This window comes from Brooklawnia sp. (assembly GCF_049651565.1).
In the GTDB taxonomy this organism is placed as follows: Bacteria; Actinomycetota; Actinomycetes; order Propionibacteriales; family Propionibacteriaceae; genus Brooklawnia.
Genome location: NZ_JBASCI010000018.1, coordinates 1 through 20,209 on the forward strand (window position 1 = coordinate 1; position 20,209 = coordinate 20,209).

Sequence of the window (20,209 nt, forward strand, 5' to 3'; positions counted from 1 at the left end):
GGCGGAAGCTGCCGCCCCGCAGGCGCTGGCAGCCGAGGCTCCGGCGTCCACCGCCAAGCGCGCCGAGGTACGCATCAAGGGTGCGGCCGAGCATGCCGACACCAGCCGGCTGAGCTACTCGGCTCCGGACGAACAGGGTTCGGCCAGCAGGTCCGGCCGCGACGATCGGTCAGTCGGCGCCGACCCGTACGCCGGGGTTGGACGTAACCAGCCCTGCCCGTGCGGCTCGGGCAAGAAGTTCAAGATGTGCCACGGGCGGAACCCGAACGTCGCCTGACCTGCGGCTGGGAGTACTGGGGCTGTGCTGCCACCCCTTGGGGCAGCAGCAGGCTCAGTTCCCGGCAGGCCCAGCGTCCATCGGTGTCAGCGAGGCTGAGGACGGCGGCCAGGCTGCGCGTGCCGCAGTCGAGCAGGAACACCGCTTCCACACGTCCCGGTAGCGGGCTGGCCAACTGGCAGGGCTGCGGTCTGATGCGAGCACCGCGCAGGCCCTGAGCGAAGGCGGCCAGGCGGACGATCGTCAACGGGTCCAGCCAGCGGACCAGTTGTTCGGGGTTTCGGTGTCCCATCAGCGTCTCGGCCAGCATCCGCACCACTGCACTGGCGGCGAGGCGGGCGGCTCGGGGAACGGGGGCAGGTGGCGGCCCGGCCTCGCCGAGTCCGAGCAGCGGATCGCACCAGCCGGGCGGCCATGTCAGGGGAGCGGTGTTCATGGGTTCAGCATGGCGACACCGGCTGCCGAACGACATGCGCGGGTTCCGATTCTGTGGATAACTCAAGCGGGTTCGATCAGGACGCCACGGACGTGGCGGGGCGGGTAATCAACTGGCCTTGCGCTTGCGGCTGGCCGGCTTCTCGGCCGGTTCCCCCTGGTCGTCCTTGCCGGACTGGCCAGTGGTCTCCTTGCGCTTCTTGGCGGCCTCGACTGATGCTCGCAGGGCGGCCATCAGGTCGACCACCTGTCCGCCCGCCTCCTCGGCCGGTTCAGCCTCGGGCAGTTCGACCCCGGACAGCTTGGCCTCGACGAGTTCCTCCAGCGCGATCCGGTACTGGTCGGTGAACTCGTCGGGCTGCCACTCGCCCGACATCTGTTCGATGAACATCTCGGCCATGCCTACCTCGGCGTCGGTGGCCTTGACGTCCTGCGGGGGTTCGGCGAACTCCGAGTCACGGACCTCGTCGGGCCACAGCATGGTGTCCAGCACCAGAAGGTCGCCGCGCGGCCTGATCAGGCCGAGCGACTCGCGCGAACGCAACGCGACCTTGACCACACCCGCCTTCCCGGTCCTGGCCAGCGCATCGCGCAACAGCACGTACGGTTTGACGCCCACCTTGCCGGCCTCGATCAGGTAGGTCTTCTCGAAGTAGACCGGGTCGATCTCCTTCTCGTCCACGAACTGGACGATGTCGACGGTCTTGGAACTGGCCAGGGGGAGTTGCTCCATGTCCTCCTTGGTCAGGATCGCCTGTCGGCCGTCCGGCGCTGTGTAGCCGCGTTCGATCTGGTCATAGGGGATCTCCTGACCGCAGATCTCGCAGACCCGCTTGTACCGGATCCGTCCACCGTCGGCACCGTGGACCTGGTGCAGCGGCACGTCCTGTTGCTGGGTGGCCGAATAGAGCTTCACAGGGATGACGATCAACCCGAACGAGATCGCGCCGTCCCATGTTGACCTGGGCATGGCTACTCCTTTCGCAGTTCGACGACCGAGTGCCAGAGCAGGTCGTAGTGGGCGTGCAGGTCGTGTACCTCGGGCGCCTCCCAGGCCTCGTCGAGGCTCAGCCCGCGAATGGCGCCCACGGCCGCGGCCACCGGGGTTGCGGCCTCGTCGGCGAACCATGCCTCCACAGCGGCGGCGGGCAGTTCGCCGAGCAGTTGACCGCCATTGGCCTGCTCCGCTCCCGGGCGCAGCCCGGCCTGGTTGACTTTGGCGATCAGCACCAGCCGCTTGCCGTACTCACGAAGCGACCACAGACCGGCGAGCAGCAGGGCGGCGAACTCGGCCTGCTCCTCGTCGCCGGGCTGCAGCCCGAAGGTGTCCATGAGGTCGCGGGTCACGGTGAACACCTGCAGTGGCCCGGGCATGGTTCGTCCCTCGGCGACCAGACCGGCCTGCTCGGCCGTTACCGGGACGCACACCAGCACCCGCTGCGCCATCGATCCACCCTCCTCCCGCCTACCTTCGAAGTGTGGCACGAAACCCGGGGTGGCGACAGGGCCCGCACGGCGGGTCGTCACTCGCATGGACGTGCGACGGGCCGCCGTCCTGGTCTGGACGACGGCCCGCCTGCTGGTCACCGGTTGGTTCAGTTCTGGCCCTGAGCGGCCTTCATGAAGCGGCGCTGGTAGCTGGTGACCTGGTTGGTGGAGGTGAACCGGGCCAGGTAGGCCGGTTCGGCGGTCACCACGATCCGGTCGGCCATGTCGGCGAACTCGTCGCTGGCGAGCAGTTTGTCGATATCGGGGTAGTTCCAGTCACCCTCCATCGAGCAGATGATCAACCGGGTATCGGGCAGATTCGCGTTGCGCAGCGCCCGTAGGTTGTGCCGCACGCTGTCCAGCCCGTCGGCCCCCTCCGGGTTGTGGAAGTTGCGGTAGGCCAGGATGTCGCGGGCCTTGGCCTCGACCTTGTCCAGGTCGTAGTCGGTGTCGGTGCTGGCCAGGTAATCGGTGCTGAGCATGAGCTGCCGCAACTCGGCACGGGCAGACTCGTCACCGCCGTCGATCCGCTGCAGGAAGGCGTGGAACTGCTGCGACTGCATCAACCGGTGCCGTACGAAGGAGTTGATGAAGTACGGCCGGGCCTGCAACGCCATCTGGGTCTGGTACGGCTCGAACATCAGCGTGTAATTGATCCGGAACCCCGCCTCGGTCAACTTCAACGTCAGGTTGTGACCGCGCAGCGCATCAGTAGTGGCGGGTTCCCAGTACCGCCGATCCAACCGGCCATCCCCGCTCAACAATTGGCCGACGTTGTCGGCGTTCACCGCCCCGGTGTGGGGCACCTTGATCACCACCCGGTCCTGGCCCAACAGTTCCTTGAAGAACTCGGCCTCTTCCAGGATCTTGTTGAAGTCGGGTTCGAACGGGTTGTTCAACTCAACCGAGATGTCACAGCCCGGCCCCAGGATCCGGCCCAGTTCGGCCATCACCTCGTCCCGGGTGCTGAACTTGTTGCCGATGTTGGCCTTCGGGTTGTTGATGAACAGGTCGTAGATGATGCCCGGGTTGCAGGTCAGGTTCCCCAGCAGCGGCGCGATCGGCGCCACCTCGTACGGATTGGCCGAATCGGCCGAGTAGATCACCTTCGTGGGCCGCTTGCGGCCATCGGCGTCGTAACCGATATCGCGAACCAGGCTCACGTTAAGCAGCCCATCGGCCTCCAGTTCGTACTCGAACCGGAACCCGGCCGGGGTGTGCCCATCCGCGGGCTTGAAGTAATCACAGATACGGACGAACTCCTCAGTGACACCGATATACCGGGCGTGTTCGGCGAGCATGCTGAACTGCAACTCATCGATCGGTTGCGCCAACACCCGGGTCAAGTGGTCGCCCGCCCCTCTGGCCGGCTCCAGACCCAACGACCGCAACCTGATCTGCAGTGGCGGGGTTTGAACGTGGTGCATCTTTTCCAACACTCCTTAGTCGTTGTTTGTGGTTTGTGTTCAGCGCCGGTCCTGCGGCAGCATGCCACGCTCGGCCAGCCCGCGTTCGATCAGCTGAATCGACCTGGTCTGCCGCACGATCAGGAAGATCAGCGGCAGGAAGAGCACCGAGAACGACCAGGCCAGCAGCGGATTGGTGGGGTACACCAGGACGATGCCGGCCAGCACGATCAGGCCCAGCGTCAACTCCGATACCCGGCGCCGCTTCAGTTGCTGCCGGGTGTCGAGCAGGTTCTGCACAATGACCCGCTTCTCGGCGGAGGTCTTGCGATCGGCCATCGAGGTGACGATCGCCTCACGGTGCTCGACGTTCTCGCGGCGCTGGAGGTCCAGCCCCCGGATCAGGTAGGCCAGCGCGATTGCGCCGAACCCGATGCCCCAGCCGGTCTGGCCCCGGGCGGCGAAGATGCCGCCCAGCGTGCCCAGCGACACGATCGACATCAGGTAGAAGGCCCAGCGATTCCTCATGCGGTCAGCTTTCTGTTGTGGTGGCGGACCAGCTCGACATTGCCGAGCACCGAGCAGTTGTCGACGACCTCGAAGGTGAAGCCGGGGAACTGCTGTTCCTTCAGCTTTATGAAGGCCGGGGTGGACAGCCCGCCGGTGAGCTTGATGACCTTGTCCATCGGCACCACTTCGGCGGCCAGCTTCACCACGCCGTAGAGCACCCGGTTCATCGACTTGAGCATGGCAGCGAGCATCTCGTCCCGGGTCGCGGCCAGCGTGAGACCGTGCCAGGCGCCGGTCCGCTTCTCCAGCGACTGCCGGTCGCCGGTGAGGTAGGGGTCGAAGGTGACCTCACCGTCAACTGCCCAGTGCTCGATGACCGACGGCAGGTACTGGTTGTTGAAGGTGTCCCGGTCCATCTCCTTGCAGAACTGGTCGTAGAACCAGTCGATGCCGAACCCGCCGGCGGTGGTGGCATAGATCTGCCAGATGCCCGGCAGCGCCGAGTTACGCAGGTAGTAGCCCGGGTTGGTGACCGGCTCATCGACCAGGATCGACACCATGTCGGAGCTGCCGGCGGTGTTCATGATGCGGCCGGCCCGGTCGTTGTGGGCGCCCATCTGGGCAGCCGCCATGTCGTTGGTGCCGACTGCAACCGGGATACCGGCCGGGACGCCCAGTCGTTCGGCCTCCTCCGGCAGCAGCGTGCCCAGCAGTTCACCGGGGTTGCGGATCTCGCTGAACATGTCGTGCCGCAGGCCGAAGGCGTCCAGCAGTTCGCGGCTCCAGCCGCCCTGGGTGGTTGTCTCGTACAGCCCCAGCATCGATGCGTTGACCAGGTCCACCATCCACTCACCGGTGAGCCGGTGGTGGACGTAGGTCGGCAGGTGTCCGATCCGATAGGTACGGTCGAGCACCTCGGGCTCGTTCTGCTGCATCCACAGCACCGTCATGATGCCGGCGCCGCCGGCGAACGGGTAGATACCGGCTATCGACAGGTACTTGTCCTTGCCGACCTTTTCGTCGATGTAGTCGGTGATGGACCGGCTGCGGCGGTCCATGTGGGTGATGATGTTGGGGTAGACCAGCGTCCCGTCCTCGGCGATGAAGACCGGCGACGGCGAGAAGGTGTCGTAGCACAACACGTCAACCTTCTGGCGCAGTTCGGCGGGCAGCCGTTGGGCGGCCTGGGCGGTGGCGGCGAACAGGACGTCCGGGTCAATCTCGACCTTCTCGCCGGGCAGCAGGATGTACGGGTATTCCTGCTTCTCCGAGGCCAACACCTGGAGTGCGTCGTCCAGGATCTCCATCTTCACCGTGGAGGTGCCGAAGTCAATGGACAGGTAGTGCATCGTTGCGTGATCCTTTCCGCGGTCAGGCCTGGAAGGTCTCGAGTTCGGCCAGCCCCGAATCCAGCGCCGTGCGGATCTGGGCCTCGACCTCGCCGCTGACTGGACGAATCGGACGCCGCGGCGCGCCAGCCCGGTAACCGCGGGCGTTCATCGCGGCCTTGAGGCTGGCGACGCCCTGCTTGCCGCCGCCGCCCTTGGCGACCTTCTGCAGCAACGGGTAGTAGGCGTGCGCGGCGGCGGGGGAGTCGTTGAAGTACAGCTCAGTGAGTCGGGCGCACTCGTCGGGAAGGTAATTGGCGACCGAGACCACGCCACCCAGCCCACCGAACGCCAGGCAGGTCATGATGTTGCTCAGCGATCCGGCCAGCACCTCGAAGTCGTCCCGGGAGCCGGCGGCGAGCATGTACTCGACCATCATGGCCGGGGAGGTGTCCTTGACGCCGTGGATGTTCGGGTGGTCGGCCAATTGGGCCAGCACGGCAGGGGCGACGATGACGCCGTTGGCGTAGGGCGGGGCCACGTAGAGCAGCACCGGCACCGGGGACGCGTCGGCCACCGCAGTGTAGTAGTCGACCTGCGCCTCGGCGCTGTTCAGCTTGGCGAAGTAGTTCGGGGTGAGCACCGACACGTAGTCGATGCGGTCGGCCCAGGGTTCCAGGGAGCGGATGAACTCCAGCGTGCTGTGGGTGGACTCACGTCCGGCGCCGACGATCAGCGTCTTGTCGCCCTTGTTAGCTGCTGCGGTGGCGACCACGGTGCGCGACTCGTCGTCGTTGACCGCCTTGAACTCGCCGTTGGTGCCCAACACCATGTAGCCGGTGACCGCGGTCTGCCCCCAGAGCTGGAAGTTGTGCTCCATCGCAGCAACGTCCACCGCCTCGCAATTGCCGGCGTCGAACGGGGTGGCAACCGGGATGATCACGCCACGCAGCTTTTCGTTCATGATTCTCCAAGAGATTCGATTCGATGGACGGCCAACGAGTCGGGCTGCTCGCGCCATATCCATTGTTTCACTCGCTGACACCTACATGATATAGGACCGCTGTACAGGCTCGCTAGCTGGCCGGTGGCGGCCCTTCGTGCCGGGTGTATGGGTGGTCAGGACAACGGGGTAGGCGCCGGCATCGCTCGCGGCGCCGCGAAAGCCCCCGTGCATCGTGGTTACACGGGGGCCTTCCGGGTGCGTGTTGTCGACGAGGTTACAGCGACTGGAAGAACTGAACCAGCGCGATGGCGCCCATGACCGTCATGACGAGGGACGACACGATGACCAAGCCCTGCATGAACGGCTTCATCCGCAACCGCTGGGGCAGCATCTTGTGCTCCGCATAGACCAGGACGAAGCCCCACAGGCCCAGACCAAACACGCCACCGAGAATGCCCGCGAACGAGATGGCCACGGTGTAGCTGACGCCCGTCAGGGCGAGGAAAATCGCCACCCCGGCGGTGTAGCTGGCAACGCCGACCTTCAACTTGTGCCAGTTGGCCGGGTTGGCGACGGCCGGGAATACCGGGGCGAACGCCTCACGCACCGTGTACGGGTACGTGACGGTCAACAAAGCCTGCACCGACCCCCAGAAGGCAGCGAAGATTGCCAGCTGGTACAGGTACTTCAGCGCAGGGTGGATCTGGGTGAAGAAGTTCGCCTGGTTCTGCAAAATGTTGGTGTCGGCCGGCACCTCTTGCAGCCCGCCGGTACCGAGGATGACGGAGCCCAGGACCATGAAAGTGACCGCAAAGATGGCGACGGCGACGAAGGAGGTGACCGAGTCGATCTTGACGGCCTTCACGCCAAGCCGGGCGCCTTCCAAGTTCTCTTCGCTCATGTCGAGTGGGATCTGCTGGCCGGGGCCGAGCGCCTGGAGCTGGGCGTTGATCTCGGCGTTGTCGGGCCGACCCATCATGCCCCAGGTCTTCTCGCGGAAGGTGCCGACGTAGCCGATGTAGTCGTAGATGCCGCCGCCGAGAGCGCCCAGGTAGGAGATGATCTCCATCGGGATGGCGCGCTCCGCCACACTCGGGAAGTTCTGCTGAACCCACTGCGGGTACTCGGCCGGCACGGTCGGCAGCAGACCACGAGCAACCTCGCCCCACGCCGGGGAGGAGACAAACATCGCGATGATCGAGAAGATGACCATCAGGCCCACGACGACCGTCTGGAAGCGCTCGACAACCGTAAAGTCCTTGATAAAGAGCGTCGCCCAGCCGAGCAGGATCCAGGCGATGCCCATCCACAGGATCGGGGAGCCATCCCCAATGCCGAATGTCCACGGGGTCCACTGCGAGAGCGCGAGCAGGTAGGCGACGCACCAGGCCGGGAAGCAGACGACCGCGAGTAGGCCGAAGAAGACGGCCAGCCAGTGGCGCCCGATACCCTTGTGGCCGACGCCGGGCAGCAGGTGGCCCATCCGCGCGAACGGGTGCTCGCCGGTGATCACCATGTATCGCCCGGCGGCGTAAACGACCGAGGCCTTGAGGACGGCGCCGATGAGGAACGTCCACAAAATGGCGTAGCCGAAGACTGCGCCACCGCGGGTGGCCGAAAAAATCTCACCGTTACCGATGGTGACCGAGGCCAGAATGAAGCCGGGGCCGACGATCGTCATTAGGTCGAAGAACCTCTTCGAGGAGAGCTTGGGATCCTGTTCCGGATACTTCAGCGGCTCCAGAATGGGTTGTGAAACCCCTGTGGTCATAAGCCCGAGTTCCGCAGTTGGTGGGCATTCGGGCGGGTCTGAGCGAGCATTGATGCTTGTCACAGGGTTTCGGGGGTCCCGGAACGGCTGAAAACGGTGGGCACACGATTTGTCGTGTCGGGCTTGTGTTCACGGTGGGGGACGCGGTGGAGTGGTGGGCATGTACTTGCGGACCACCCAACGCCGGAACAAGGACGGGTCGGTCGTCCGGTATGTGCAGGTGGCGCACAACCGGAAGGTCGACGGCATCACCCACGCCGAAGTCCTGTTGAACCTGGGCCGTGAGGATCGCCTGGACCGTGACGGCCTGACCCGGCTGGTGGCCTCGATCAACCGGTACTTGGGCGAACCCGCCCCCGCGGCGTTGCCCGGCGACACGCAGCTGGTGGGTGACCACCTCCGGGTGGCAGAGTCGCGGCCGATGGGGACGGTGTACCTGCTCGACGGGTTGTGGCGGATGCTCGGCGTCGACGACGCGCTGCGCAAGGCGCTCGACCCGCGCAGGTTCACCACCGATGTCGAGCGGGTGTTGTTCGCCCTGGTGGCGAACCGGGCCATCGATCCGATGTCGAAGCTCTCGGCTGCGGAGTGGGCCTCCCATGATGCGGCGATCCCGGGACTCACCTGCATGGATGACGATCAGGCGTACCGGGCGATGGACGTCCTCATCGAAGCCGACGCCCAAGCCAAGGTGCAGGAGGCGGTGTTCTTCGCGGTGGCGAACCTGCTCAACCTCGAAGTCGACGTGCTCCTGTTCGACACCACATCCACCTACTTCGAGCGCGACACCGAAGAGACCGGCGACGCCGGATTCCGCCGGTACGGCCATTCGAAGGATCACCGCACCGACCTGCCCCAGATCGTCGTCGGCCTCGCGGTGACGAAGGAAGGGATCCCGGTGCGGTGTTGGTGCTGGCCCGGGAACACCACCGACGTCGCCGTCCTGCCGCAGGTGAAGGACAGCATGCGGGACTGGCGCCTGGGCCGGGTGGTCACCGTCGTCGATCGCGGCTTCTCCTCCGAAGCCAACTTGCAGTATCTGAAACGCGCGGGTGGGCACTACATCGCCGGCGAGCGGATGCGCGACGGCAGCCCCCTGGTCGAGGCCGCCTTGTCGCGGCAGGGCCGCTACTCCCAGGTCCGCGACAACCTACGCGTCAAGGAGGTCAAACTCGACGCCGCACCGGACCGCCGGTGGGTGATCTGCCACAACCCGGCCGAGGCCGAACGGGACAAAACCCAACGCGACACCGCCCTGGACCACGTCCGCGCAGAGTTGGAGCGGATCAAGACCCTCCGCGACCGAGCCGTGAAGCCGACCGGGAAGACCACGGCCAAGGCGGGCGGGAAGCCCACCGAGCCGGCGCACGTGAAGGCCGAGTGCGCGCTGCGGGACCATCCCGCCTACGGCCGGTGGGTCAAGCAACAACCCTCCGGTCGACTCCTGATCGACCGGGCGAAGGTGACCGCGGAGGAACGCCTCGACGGCAAGTACCTGCTGTCGACCTCCGACCCCAACCTGTCCCCGGAAGACATCGCCCTGGGCTACAAGAACCTCCTCGAAGCCGAACGCGGCTTCCGCGACCTGAAGTCCACCCTCGAACTACGCCCGGTGCATCATCACCTCGAACCGCGGATCCGCGCCCACGTCCTGCTCTGCTGGCTCGCCCTGCTGCTGATCCGGGTCGCCGAACGATCCACCAACCTGACATGGCGCCGGATCGCGATCGAACTCGGACGCGTCCACGCCGTCACCCTCACCGGCACCGCCGGCAGCGTCGTCCACGTCACCCCACTCAACACCACCCAAACCGGCATTCTCACCGCCTGCAAGGTCACCCCACCCCCCACAGTGACCACCCTCACCCCCGCCTGACAAGCCCAAACGGCCCCAACTCAGCCCCGCCGACACGTGGGCACACGACCCCACGCGCCGAACCCAGGCATTTGGCCTAGTCAACCCTTGAAATCAGGTGTTTCGTCTGCCCACCAACTGCGGAACCCGGGCTTCAGGATGGCCTCGCGAGGCTGGTCACCGGCACCGGCGATATCGAGTCGTTGGTCGCGCACAAGAACGGTCCCGACCCAGGTCAAGCGATCGGTCGCCGAGATTCACAGCGGCAACCAACCGCGGACCGTTCTCGACCCGCCTATCGGGACACAGCCTGCTTGGCGACACCGGTGGTGTTGTAACGGAAGCGCGCCATCTCGACCGTCACGTCGTACTGGCCGGCAATTTGGTCAACGGGCGTTCGTCGACGCGCTGCACTGAGAAGCAGTGGGCGCGGGAGAAGAAGTGTGCCCCCGAAGGCCGTGGCCTCCTCCTCTTCCTCTGGTTTGCAGGTCCGGAAGGGCATCCCGTTGAGTTCACGAATCTCAGCAAGGTCGTGTTTCAGCATGATGTGCGCCAGTTCGTGCGCAATATCGCTGTTCTGCCGACCCGGAGTCCGGAGCGGGCTAACGACAACGATCCGGCGATCCTCGATCTCGAAGGTCGCGGCGGAGAAGGCGAACGCTTGCAGTCGTTCCAACTCTTCGAGCTCGCGGACGTCCACCAAGTCTGCGGCATCAACGATCGACACATTCAGGTGTTTGGCGAGATCGCGCGGATCAAGGCGATCGTGCGAGGCGAGTCCAAGTTCCTTCCGAACCCGCGCGGCCTCACGTTCGGCCTCTGCCTTGAACCCGCGACGTAGCGTCACAGCTCCCCAGCCGAAACGCGCGCGGCCAACTTGCTGTGCATCTCACCCAAGAGCGAGTTGAGCCGTTCGGGCACCCCGGGCCGGAGCATCGAAGCGGCGCGGAGGTGGCAAGCAACCACCTGGCGCTGAGCCGGCGCCTTGGCCAGGACGTCGTACATGCTGCGCAGCATCTCTGCGATCTTGGATGCAGCATCCGGTTCAAGGCGCGGATCGGAAGCAAGATGCGCGATCGCCTCATCGATTGGCGCCACCTCGCGCAACGCCGTCGGCATGAAGAACTGCCCGGGCGACAAGCCGAGCCACGCGCACAGAAGGGTGAACGAGGTCAGGTCGGGCTGAGCACCTGCCTCGATGCGAGTGAAGGTGCTAAAGCTGACGCCAGCCTCGGCAGCCGCTTGACGAAGCGACAGCTTCCCCCGACGTTCGCGGAGCATCGCACCTAGTTGTGTTAGGTCGAGTCGCTCCATGCCCGGGGCGGTGTCGGAGGTCCCTGTCATGCTGGACTCGCCGTGTTAGTCGCCTCTGTCCGTCTCCGTTCCATGAGCGCAAGCCTAGCGCGTCGTTGACTCGTTGCTGATACGACACTGCGTGTCTCAACGAGACTGATGCCGCTTTGCTGATACAGTCGTGACGTGCTCCAACCTGGAGGCACGCCATCGAGCGCGAACTACAGAGGAGGTGAGGAACATGGCAGGCAAGCGAGGACGCAGCGCGGTCACGGGCCGGTTCGTGAAGCAGTCCACGGTGAAGCGTCACCCGAAGACCACGACTAACGAGAGCACCGGCAGGGGCAGCAAGAAGAAGTAGGCACCGTGCCGCGCTCCGCACCGCACAGCAATGTCGGTGGCAGTGGCTACGGTGATCGACCAGACGAACCAATCAGGAGAACGACTATGAGCGTGACTGACGCCTTCAAGACCTTCCAGGACGTCGTGAACGCCGACATCGCGCACGTCCGCGAAGCCCGCACTCGACGTGATCTCTTCAAGGATGCCTTCGGGGCCGAGGTCGACGTGAAGGAAGTCATCGCGTCCGGATCGCTCGCGCGAGGGACACACAAGGACCCGATCCATGACGTCGATGTGATCGTCGTCTTCGATCAGGAGGAGCATCCTGAGTGGGGAACTCCGGGAGGTTCCGCCGCGGATGCTCTCGATTACACGCGCGGGCGTGTCAACGCGCTGCTCGGGGCGACGAACGGCACCTACGACCACGCCGTCCGGGTGGCCCGGTGGCGCAACCATGCCGTCAAGTGCTTCCTGGATGACCCCGACGATCCTGACGCGTTCACGGTTGATGCCATGCCTGCGCTTCGCCGCGATGGGCGGCTCCTTATTCCGGAAGCACTCTCGGAAGACTGGGTCGCTTGCGACCCAGAGTTCCTGATCGCCGAAGTGGCGGATCGGCACGCGCAGTGGAACAAGTTCGCCGGCACTGTTCGGATGCTCAAGTGGTGGGCTGCCGAGCAAGACACCAAGATCAAGTCTCTCGTCATGGAGGTCCTCGCGCTCGACTTCCTGCCGACGGACGTCAACCAGCCCGCTGCGATCAAGCAGTTCTTCGTCAGTGCCTGCTACCACATCGAGGGTGGGAACGAAGTCGCCGATCCTGCTGGGCTCTGCGGACCGATTCAGCCTGACATCGACTATGACGAGTTCGTCGATTCCCTTCGATCCGCACGAGACAACGCCATCAGGGCCTTCCGGGCGCAGGTGAACAACGACACTGCCGCCGCGATCAAGCACTGGGGCGAGGTCTTTGGCGACGACTTCCCGAAGCCTCCCGCCTCCACTGGCAACCCGGCGCCTGCGGTCGTGCCCGCGGCGCCCCGGCCGGTGAAGGACACTCCGCAGGGATGACTCGCGCAACAGGACCGGATCACGACGCGGGCACCACGGCGCTCAGCCCCGTGCTCTGGACTGAGTGTGAACCTGCGCGACTGGCGCGCGACCAAATTGAGGTCCAGGCATTCGCGCCGTTACTCGAATTCCAGAGCCCCGCAGACGACGGCTTGCCGCACGGCGGATGGATCGGCGTCCTCCCCCGCTGGCCTTTCGAGAGGCCGAAGCCCGAAGCTCTCGATGCGCTGCTCGGGGACCAGGAACTGCGGGTGCTCGTCGCCTACTCCGCAGCGCACCCGATGGTTCCGCCGACCATCTACTCCCTCGATCCGAAGCCGTCGGTCTGGGAACAGACACAGTCCGCATGGCATGTAGCTCCAGGAGGATCACTCTGCCTGCTCCAGAGCGATGGCGGCTGGCAGCCTGAGGCCAGTCTCACCGAGCTTCTGGCGAAAGCATCGGGGTGGCGGATCGAGTACGCCCTCATGAAGGCCGGGCTCATTGATGAGATGTCGGTCAATGGCATCGTCTCTGACCCATCGCACGACCACCTGATTGACCAAGCGATTCAGCAAGCAGCTGCAACACCAGACCCGAACGATGTGGGAGACGCGGATGCCTCCCCGTAATCCCTACATCGTGATGCCCAGAGACGCGGTCACTAAGATCGCAGGCTCCGACCTTTCGCGCGGATCACTGGTGCTCCGCCGTGCTCCCGCAGACGATATGTACGTCGTCCAGGCCGTGGAAACCGGCAAAGACATCCGTCTCCCAGCCGAAGTCCCCCGCGAGTACGCCGCGCTTCGCTCGGGCGACCCCCACCATGCAGCTCAGTGGATCAGAGTGGCACCTAACGACGCTCATCTTCACCATCTTTTCTTGTCCAGACGCCCCGATGTCTCTATCGGGTTCAAGGATTTCAGGGAGCTGGTGCCAGGCGTCGCCGACCCCGGCAACAACCTTGGCGTGGTTGTCACCCACGACCCCGACCTTCCACCGGAGCTGGTAGAGGCCGGGGCTTCGGAGTTTGCGGGATGGGCTGTCCGACGCGACGGTGTGGAACCGCTCCCTATCGAGATCGAGCCAGAAGTTGTTGGCCTGGCGCAATTGGCCGGCAAGTGGCCGATCGAGCAACTCGCCACCAATAGCGTCATGGTTGTGGGCTGCGGCAGCATCGGGAGCGCCGCAGCAGAGGCCCTCGCGGGGTACGGAGTCGGACGTGTGGAACTCGTCGACCCGGACCGATCCCTCTGGCACAACATGCTCCGCCACGCTCTCGGAGCCGAAAGCGTCGGGCGATTCAAGGTAGCGGCCATGAAGGATCACCTCGCCCGACACTGGCCGCAGCAGACCGTGGTAGCTCACAGACGTGACGTGGTTGCCGAGGCCCACCATATCCGGCCCATCGTCAATAGCGTCGATCTGGTGCTCTGTGCCGCCGACGGCATTGCTCCCAGGCGCGTCGTCAGCCACCTGTCCAGGCGCGCACAGAAGGCGGCGGTTTTGGCGTGTGTGCTCGGCAGTGGCTCGATCGGAGAAGTCATCAGGCTACGTCCTACGTCCCGCTTCGGATGTCTCCTCTGTCTACGGCAGCAGCTTGCAGATCAAGGGGCGATGGACGCTGAGGCCGATCAGGAGTTGGAGTACGGCACCGGACGCGTCCATCAGCCGATGACGGCTGTGCCGCCTGATCTCCGATACATCGGCACGTTCGCCGCAAAAGTAGCCGTCGCGACGCTGCTGGAATCGCTTCACGGCGACCACACCCAGCAGGTTCCCGGCGAACACGCCATCATCGGTCTCCAACCAGCAGGTGACCTGGCAGCTCCCTTCAACCTCAGCCAAGCCGGCGATGTTCGGTGGTCGTCCATCCCCAGACCCCGCACATCGTGCCCCACCTGTTCGCCAGGATGACAGGTCGAGGAAAGGTGCCCCCGGTGACGATCACCGACGTCGCGCTCAGCTCGATTGCGCGCGAAGCTTCGCGATCCACCGATGGACTCGAAACGGGCGGAATCCTGCTCGGAGTCGACGGCCGCGATGGGATTGATATCAGGCACGCTGGCGGACCTGGGCCCAACGCCACCCACGGCGAACGCAGCTTTATGCGAGACCTCGACCATGCTCGGCATCTTGCGGACTCCGCCTGGCTGGAGGACAGTAGCCAGTGGATAGGCGAATGGCATACCCACCCAACCGGAGGACTCTCCCCGAGCGAGATCGATCTCCACTCGTACATGCGCCATCTGAACGATCCCGAATTGGGATTCGACCACTTCATCGCAATCATCGCCGGGTTCGATTCATCGGCACGAGTGGTCGTTGCAACCTGGCTGATAGAACGGGACCGAATCTGGCCAGTGATACCCACGAGGCTGCCTATCGCGCCTGCTGGAAACAGCGCAGACGCCAATGACGCGGTGAGGCACGCCGCCTTCATCGCTGAAGAACACAAGGAGATGCCATGACATCCGGTTCCGCCACTCCTGACCCCGTAGACCCTGTCTTCATCTCGTACCGCCAGAACGATGGCACGGATGTTGCTGCGGAGCTCGCCTGGCTCTTCCGCGCCGCCGGCATCCCTGTCTGGCGGGACCGAGACGATCTGCCCCCAGGCGACACCGAGGCGCGACTCAAGCAAGCGATAGCGGTCGGCATCTCCGGCGGCGTTCTCGTGACGACACCAGACGTGGTGAACAGCAGAGTCGTGAAGACGCTGGAAGCACCCCAACTCCTCGACCTACATGCCGACCACGAAGTGTTTGCACTCGGCATCACCAACTCGGTGAAGACAGAAGACGGCGGAACAGATTACAACGCTCCCGACCGTCTTCTGGAACTTCGTCCCGGCACCTTGAGCGGTGTAGATCAGCAGCCCGCTGAACGCAACGGTCTGCTCGCATTGATCCGTGGTTTCGTCTGGCACCGAATCGCGTCTCTTCGCGAGCGAATCGAGGTAACCGACCAAACGTTCCATCTGAGCCTCCAGACTCGAAACACGCCACAGGTCTATGACCGGACCGGCGACGAACTGGACATCCGGCTCCGACCCTCTGTTCATGAGCGGCTTCCGAGCGTCGGCGGACTCCAAGACCTCAAGGACACCATCGGTCTCCTCCCCGATGCAGTGACCCGTTCTGGGGCACATCGCCTACGTGTCGCTGGAGGGGCTCATCTCTCCGTGGCCTTCGCAGTCGGGGCTGCCCTGCCATCGTCTCGTATCGGACACATGGACGTGATTGACCAACAGGGCGCCACTTGGGCGAGCGATGGTGAAGCGCGGTTCATCGCCCAACCACAAGTACAAGTCGCAGGAGAGGGGCGAAGTCCTTCGGCGATCACAGCCGGCCGGCCCTCCGTAGCCGTCTATGTCGATCTCCTGCCGCAACGCAGCGACACCGCCTTCGTTCGGTACATCGAAGCCCACGAACCGTTTCTCGCGGCTTGGCGTCATCTCACAAGTGCGAGCGGCACGCTACTCGACCCCTCTGATGCAGGCCTGATCGCCGCCGACGTTGCCGCGCACATTCGTGCCCTGTCGAACGACAACTCCAACGCCGAGGTGCACCTCCTGCTACGGTGCCCGTTCCCACTTGCGCTGCTCATCGGGAGGCTCACCAATACCCTGCGCGTGGTCGTCCACGAGTGGGATGACTCCGATCCCATCACTGGTGAAGATCACCGCGCAAGGTACGTGCCTACCCTTCGTGTACGTACGTCTGCAAGCGCAGGGGTGATCGAAGAGGTGCTTCTCCCGGATGCGTGTTGACTACGGCAGTCGGCGCGCTTCAGAGTGAGCGCTCGGCGCCATAGCGTCCCTGTGAATGCTGCGGTACTTCGCTCACCTCAGCGATGAAGCCACGAACTCGATCGAGGGCAGTTCGTGCTCGGGCGGCGTCGATCTTCTGCGCGGCGGACTCGGGCGGGGTGCCGAGGGGTGCGTCGTCGGTGACGCGGTAGCGGTCGCGGTATGCGGCGATCACGCGTGCGGCCTTGCGCCACGCTGTGGCTCGTCGTCGGTCGGCGGGAGGCGCTCCAAGGGCGTTCGTCCACGGTGCACTCTCGGTCAGCGCAGCTTCGAGTACGGCGTCGGCACGGGCCTCGATCAGCGCTTCTCGCTCGTCAAGGGCTGCTCGCATCTCGGCGTCGATGATGCCATGCGCCTGCGGGATGAGGCCGGCGATGAGTCGCGCTGGCTTGCGTGTCCTGCCGGAGCCTGCGGGACGCGCGGTCGCCCGCTCGACCCGGTAGTGGAGAACGGCGGCGATGTCGTCGGCGTCGCCGAATCCGCGCGCGGCCACGAGGCGCGGGAGGAGCGCATCGACATTGTGATGGTTGGCTTCGGCACGGCGGAGTTCAGCCGCGAGCGGGCCGAACGCATCGGACTCGACGGCGCTCTCGGCCTGTTCCGCGGTAAGCCCGGAGCCGCGGACGAGAGCGGCCCAACGGTCGTGCTGGGCAGCGGCGACGATGGTCTCGTACTCGGCGGCGAGCTGCGCGATGGAGCCCCACTGCTCCTGCTCGGCCACGATGGTCTCGTGCGCCGAGAGTTCGGCCGCGCTGTGCTGCAGAATGCCGTAGAGCACGCTTCGCGCAGTGGCATGCGGGTCGTCGCCGGGGTGTGGCTGCGCGTGGTCGTCGGCGCGGTCGAGAGTCACGTAGGCGTGGTTCGAGTGCCGGCCTCGGGTCATCGCGACGTAGAAGGTCTCCCTCGTCGAGGTCGGTTCGACCAGCACGTGCGCGGTGTCGGTCGTGACGCCTTGGGCGCGGTAGGCGGTGACTGCGTAGCCGAGATCGACATGCTCAGCCACATACGCAGCGGGGAGGACGATGCCGCCGCCGAACCTGCGCGCGCGCCTGCCAGCCCTGATGGTTCCGTCGTCGCGGATCGAGGTGCCGGTCCCGTAGTCGCGTGCGATGGTGATGGTCCCGTCGTCACCGACGGCGGTTACGGTCCAGATGTCGCCGTTGCGCACCCAGTCCCGCCCGGCCAGGGTGCGCAGGCTCCGGTTGTTGAGTCGCGTGATGATGGTGTCGCCGACGCCTGCGGCGGTGCCGTCGCGCAGTTCGACTTCGCGGTCGGGGTTCAGCGTCTTGTTGAGGATCAGGTCGGCGCGGGCGCGCCGGTTCAGTGCGGTCACGTCTTCATGGGTCTCGGCGATCATCACAGACACCAGTCCCGCGTCGCGGTCGGCGCGCCAGGCGTTGTAGGCGGCCTCTGTCATGGCCTCGCCGTCGCCATCTGTGATGCGCTCATGGACGAGGTAGGTGTCGATGGCTTGGGTTCGTCCCTGGCGTAGTTCGAGTGAGGCGGTCTTCTCCCAGGCGTGGGTGAAGCGGTGAACGTCGACAAGTTCGGGGGTGTCGGCTCTGTCTCTGGCGATCATCGCGAACGCGCCGCCGGCGTCTACGGATTGCAGTTGGGCGTAGTCGCCGACCAGGAGTACCTTCGCGCCCGCGTTCTGGGCGAGGTGGGTGATGCGGTCCAGGGACAGGGTGCCGGCGAGGGAGGCTTCGTCGATGATGACGAGTTGGCCCGCCTCGAAGGTGGTGCCGTGGAGGAGGTGGTTCTGCCACCACTTCGCCGTGTTCTCCGTCGCGATCCCGAGATCGTCGGCGAGGACCTGGGCTGCGACCGCTGACGGCGCCAGCCCGACGACGGACCCGGAGCCATGCTCGGCCTCCCAGGCGCGGCGGAGTGCGTTCATGGCGGTGGTCTTGCCCGCCCCGGCGGGGCCGACGAGAACATCGAGGAGGCGTCCTGATACCGCGATGCGGGTCAGGGCGTCGGCTTGGTCGTCGCCGAGCATCCGGCCGTCTGCGTCAGGACTGCGCGTGATCGTCTCAACGGTTGCGAGAGGCACTGTCGGACCGGCCAAGTTCGCCGCTCGTTCGAGGAGTCTGTCCTCGGCCGCGAGCTGGGTCTCGGAGGTGAACACGGTCGAGCTCTTCGGTCGGAACACCGAGCTGCCGTCGGGCCGGCGGAACACGACCGGAGAGGCTGCGAGTTCAGGCGGAGTCAGCCGGAGCGAGACGAGTTCGGCGGCGTCGGCGGTCATCGCGACGATGGCTTCCCGGTCTTGCATGGTGGCGAAGCGCCAGCCCATCGTCTGCCGGGATGCCTCGGCCATGAGATTCCATCGCCGCCAGGTCGAGCGCTTCTCACCGACCACCTCGACGACCGAACGCCCCAACTCGCCAATCACGTCGAGCGGCACGTCATCGGCGCGCAGCAGGAGCGGCTTGTCGTTGTCGGTGACCTCGCGTGCCCACGTCGTCGCGTCCCGGCCGAGCGTCTTCGTGGCGCGGTCCCGCCACTCGGCGGTCAGGTCAGCCAAGGATCGGACCTGCTTCTCTGGGCGGGTCGCGAGTGTGGCTTGGGCTCGCAGTTTGAGGATTGTTGCGTTCGATGGTTGGCGTCCGTGTTGAGCGACGTACTCGTCGATGAGCCGGTTCTTCTCGGCGTCGATGTGGCGGGCGCGGGTAGAGAACTCTGTGACCAGTTCTTCTGGGACTCCCGTGATCGCCCATGCTGGGTTCCGGTCACGGCCCATCTCGCGCGCTTCCCAGGAGAGGCCGAAGGTGCGCGTCATGTGGTCGGCGAACACGGCTTCGTGTAGTTCGGAGAGCGCCACGACGGCGGCGTGCATCGGTCTGCCGTCAAGCGAGCGCCACTTCCCGTCGAGGACGGTCTTGGCCTTGTTGCTGATGACGACGTGCGTGTGGAGGTGGGGGTCGCCGGCGCGGGAGTCGAAGTGATCGAATGCGGTCGCGATGAGTCCGGTGACATCGACCTGCGCAACCGCGCCATCTCCGGCGGTTGCGCCCGTGCGGGTGGCTGCAACCTCGCGTTCCATGAACGCAGCCACCTCCGCAACCGCTCGATGATGCGCCTCCGCGATCAGCGCTTGGACCCCGGCGTCTGCGACCGCCCACAACACTGACGCGGACTTCGGGATCGAGAAGGTGAAGTCGAAGCCAGCTACCGCGCGTCGTGTGCTCCGGGCAGTCTCCTCGGCAACGATCTGCGCGACGGCCTCGCCCTTGGCGCCAGGCGTCATCGTCGGTTCGAGGTCGGCGATGCGCGCCTCGATCCGCTCCGCCTGGCTCCTGTAGGTCGGGAAGGAACGACCGAGCGGCTGGTCGGTGATCGGATCATGGCCAGTCCCCATCAGTAGCTGGAGTTGGTGTTCTGATACTCGGTCGCCCAACTGAATCTCGCCCTTGCCGAGGGCCGCTACGCCCGCGCCGACCCAGCGGCCGGGCGGGGTGCCTACTTCCATGTAGTAGCGAGTGAGTGGCGTCGAGAGCGGCCTGTTGCCGTCGGCTGCCGCGACGGTCTTGAGCAGGTACTTATAGCCGTCACCTGCCGACATCACGCGCATCGAAACCGTCATGCTCACCTCCGCTCCTGCCGGGCAGGTGAGCACCCTCACCCGGTGACCTCTGCCGCGGTAATGCCCGGCGACCTCGATCTGCAAGACGCGTGTGACCTCGGATGGCGG

The 20,209-nt window shown here is 65.3% G+C and carries 18 protein-coding genes; 7 read left to right on the forward strand and 11 right to left on the reverse strand.

The features are described from left to right. On the forward strand, positions 1 to 277 hold a 277-nt coding region (locus WBL05_RS00790; RefSeq protein ID WP_424223095.1), incomplete at its 5' end, for an SEC-C metal-binding domain-containing protein. Here the strand turns inward: WBL05_RS00790 and WBL05_RS00795 are convergent. The 8 genes from WBL05_RS00795 to WBL05_RS00830 form a co-directional block, all read right to left on the reverse strand. Beyond that, the gene (locus WBL05_RS00795; protein ID WP_424223096.1) at positions 240 to 713 is read right to left on the reverse strand and encodes an Rv3235 family protein; all 474 of its coding nucleotides are present in this window, start codon (positions 711 to 713) and stop codon (positions 240 to 242) included. The genes WBL05_RS00790 and WBL05_RS00795 overlap by 38 nt on opposite strands. A 108-nt stretch (positions 714 to 821) precedes the next feature. Then, positions 822 to 1,682, reverse strand: a complete 861-nt coding sequence (locus WBL05_RS00800; RefSeq protein ID WP_424223098.1) for a Ku protein — start codon at positions 1,680 to 1,682, stop codon at positions 822 to 824. Between the two features lie 2 nt (positions 1,683 to 1,684). Further along, positions 1,685 to 2,158, reverse strand: coding sequence for a DUF6912 family protein (locus WBL05_RS00805; protein ID WP_424223100.1), 474 nt, complete (start codon positions 2,156 to 2,158; stop codon positions 1,685 to 1,687). A 149-nt stretch (positions 2,159 to 2,307) separates the two neighbouring features. Further along, positions 2,308 to 3,627 (reverse strand): transaldolase family protein, encoded by a 1,320-nt coding sequence (locus tag WBL05_RS00810; protein WP_424223102.1) that lies wholly within the window; start codon positions 3,625 to 3,627, stop codon positions 2,308 to 2,310. 39 nt (positions 3,628 to 3,666) lie between these two features. Next, the gene (locus WBL05_RS00815; RefSeq protein WP_424223104.1) at positions 3,667 to 4,134 is read right to left on the reverse strand and encodes a hypothetical protein; all 468 of its coding nucleotides are present in this window, start codon (positions 4,132 to 4,134) and stop codon (positions 3,667 to 3,669) included. Further along, on the reverse strand, positions 4,131 to 5,465 hold the full coding sequence (locus WBL05_RS00820; protein ID WP_424223105.1) for an FGGY-family carbohydrate kinase: 1,335 nt from the start codon (positions 5,463 to 5,465) through the stop codon (positions 4,131 to 4,133). The genes WBL05_RS00815 and WBL05_RS00820 overlap by 4 nt, the downstream gene beginning before the upstream one ends. Before the next feature lie 22 nt (positions 5,466 to 5,487). Continuing rightward, a complete protein-coding gene (locus tag WBL05_RS00825; RefSeq protein WP_424223107.1) occupies positions 5,488 to 6,408 on the reverse strand; it encodes a dihydrodipicolinate synthase family protein in 921 nt (306 codons plus the stop codon). Between the two features lie 256 nt (positions 6,409 to 6,664). After that, the gene (locus WBL05_RS00830) at positions 6,665 to 8,224 is read right to left on the reverse strand and encodes an Nramp family divalent metal transporter (protein ID WP_424223109.1); all 1,560 of its coding nucleotides are present in this window, start codon (positions 8,222 to 8,224) and stop codon (positions 6,665 to 6,667) included. Positions 8,225 to 8,321: 97 nt separating this feature from the next. On the opposite strand from WBL05_RS00830, the gene WBL05_RS00835 reads away from it, so the two are divergent. Next, positions 8,322 to 10,037 carry an IS1634 family transposase gene (locus tag WBL05_RS00835; protein ID WP_424223110.1) on the forward strand — a complete coding sequence of 572 codons (1,716 nt, stop codon included), beginning with the start codon at positions 8,322 to 8,324 and terminating at the stop codon, positions 10,035 to 10,037. Between the two features lie 274 nt (positions 10,038 to 10,311). On the opposite strand, the gene WBL05_RS00840 is transcribed toward WBL05_RS00835, so the two are convergent. Next, positions 10,312 to 10,863, reverse strand: coding sequence for an ImmA/IrrE family metallo-endopeptidase (locus WBL05_RS00840; protein ID WP_081459839.1), 552 nt, complete (start codon positions 10,861 to 10,863; stop codon positions 10,312 to 10,314). Next, positions 10,860 to 11,330, reverse strand: coding sequence for a helix-turn-helix domain-containing protein (locus WBL05_RS00845; protein ID WP_424223112.1), 471 nt, complete (start codon positions 11,328 to 11,330; stop codon positions 10,860 to 10,862). The genes WBL05_RS00840 and WBL05_RS00845 overlap by 4 nt, the downstream gene beginning before the upstream one ends. A 426-nt stretch (positions 11,331 to 11,756) precedes the next feature. On the opposite strand from WBL05_RS00845, the gene WBL05_RS00850 reads away from it, so the two are divergent. From WBL05_RS00850 to WBL05_RS00870, 5 genes are all read left to right on the forward strand, one after another. Then, positions 11,757 to 12,722 (forward strand): nucleotidyltransferase domain-containing protein, encoded by a 966-nt coding sequence (locus WBL05_RS00850; protein WP_013601250.1) that lies wholly within the window; start codon positions 11,757 to 11,759, stop codon positions 12,720 to 12,722. Next, positions 12,719 to 13,333, forward strand: a complete 615-nt coding sequence (locus WBL05_RS00855) for a hypothetical protein (RefSeq protein WP_013601251.1) — start codon at positions 12,719 to 12,721, stop codon at positions 13,331 to 13,333. The genes WBL05_RS00850 and WBL05_RS00855 overlap by 4 nt, the downstream gene beginning before the upstream one ends. Positions 13,334 to 13,856: 523 nt before the next feature. Beyond that, the gene (locus WBL05_RS00860; RefSeq protein WP_424223122.1) at positions 13,857 to 14,618 is read left to right on the forward strand and encodes a HesA/MoeB/ThiF family protein; all 762 of its coding nucleotides are present in this window, start codon (positions 13,857 to 13,859) and stop codon (positions 14,616 to 14,618) included. A gap of 23 nt (positions 14,619 to 14,641) precedes the next feature. Then, the gene (locus WBL05_RS00865) at positions 14,642 to 15,172 is read left to right on the forward strand and encodes a Mov34/MPN/PAD-1 family protein (RefSeq protein ID WP_013601253.1); all 531 of its coding nucleotides are present in this window, start codon (positions 14,642 to 14,644) and stop codon (positions 15,170 to 15,172) included. Beyond that, positions 15,169 to 16,473, forward strand: coding sequence for an SAVED domain-containing protein (locus WBL05_RS00870; RefSeq protein WP_013601254.1), 1,305 nt, complete (start codon positions 15,169 to 15,171; stop codon positions 16,471 to 16,473). The genes WBL05_RS00865 and WBL05_RS00870 overlap by 4 nt, the downstream gene beginning before the upstream one ends. A gap of 19 nt (positions 16,474 to 16,492) precedes the next feature. Here the strand turns inward: WBL05_RS00870 and mobF are convergent, their stop codons facing one another. Beyond that, positions 16,493 to 20,101 carry a MobF family relaxase gene (mobF, locus tag WBL05_RS00875; RefSeq protein ID WP_288451505.1) on the reverse strand — a complete coding sequence of 1,203 codons (3,609 nt, stop codon included), beginning with the start codon at positions 20,099 to 20,101 and terminating at the stop codon, positions 16,493 to 16,495. Between the last annotated feature and the right edge of the window lie 108 nt (positions 20,102 to 20,209).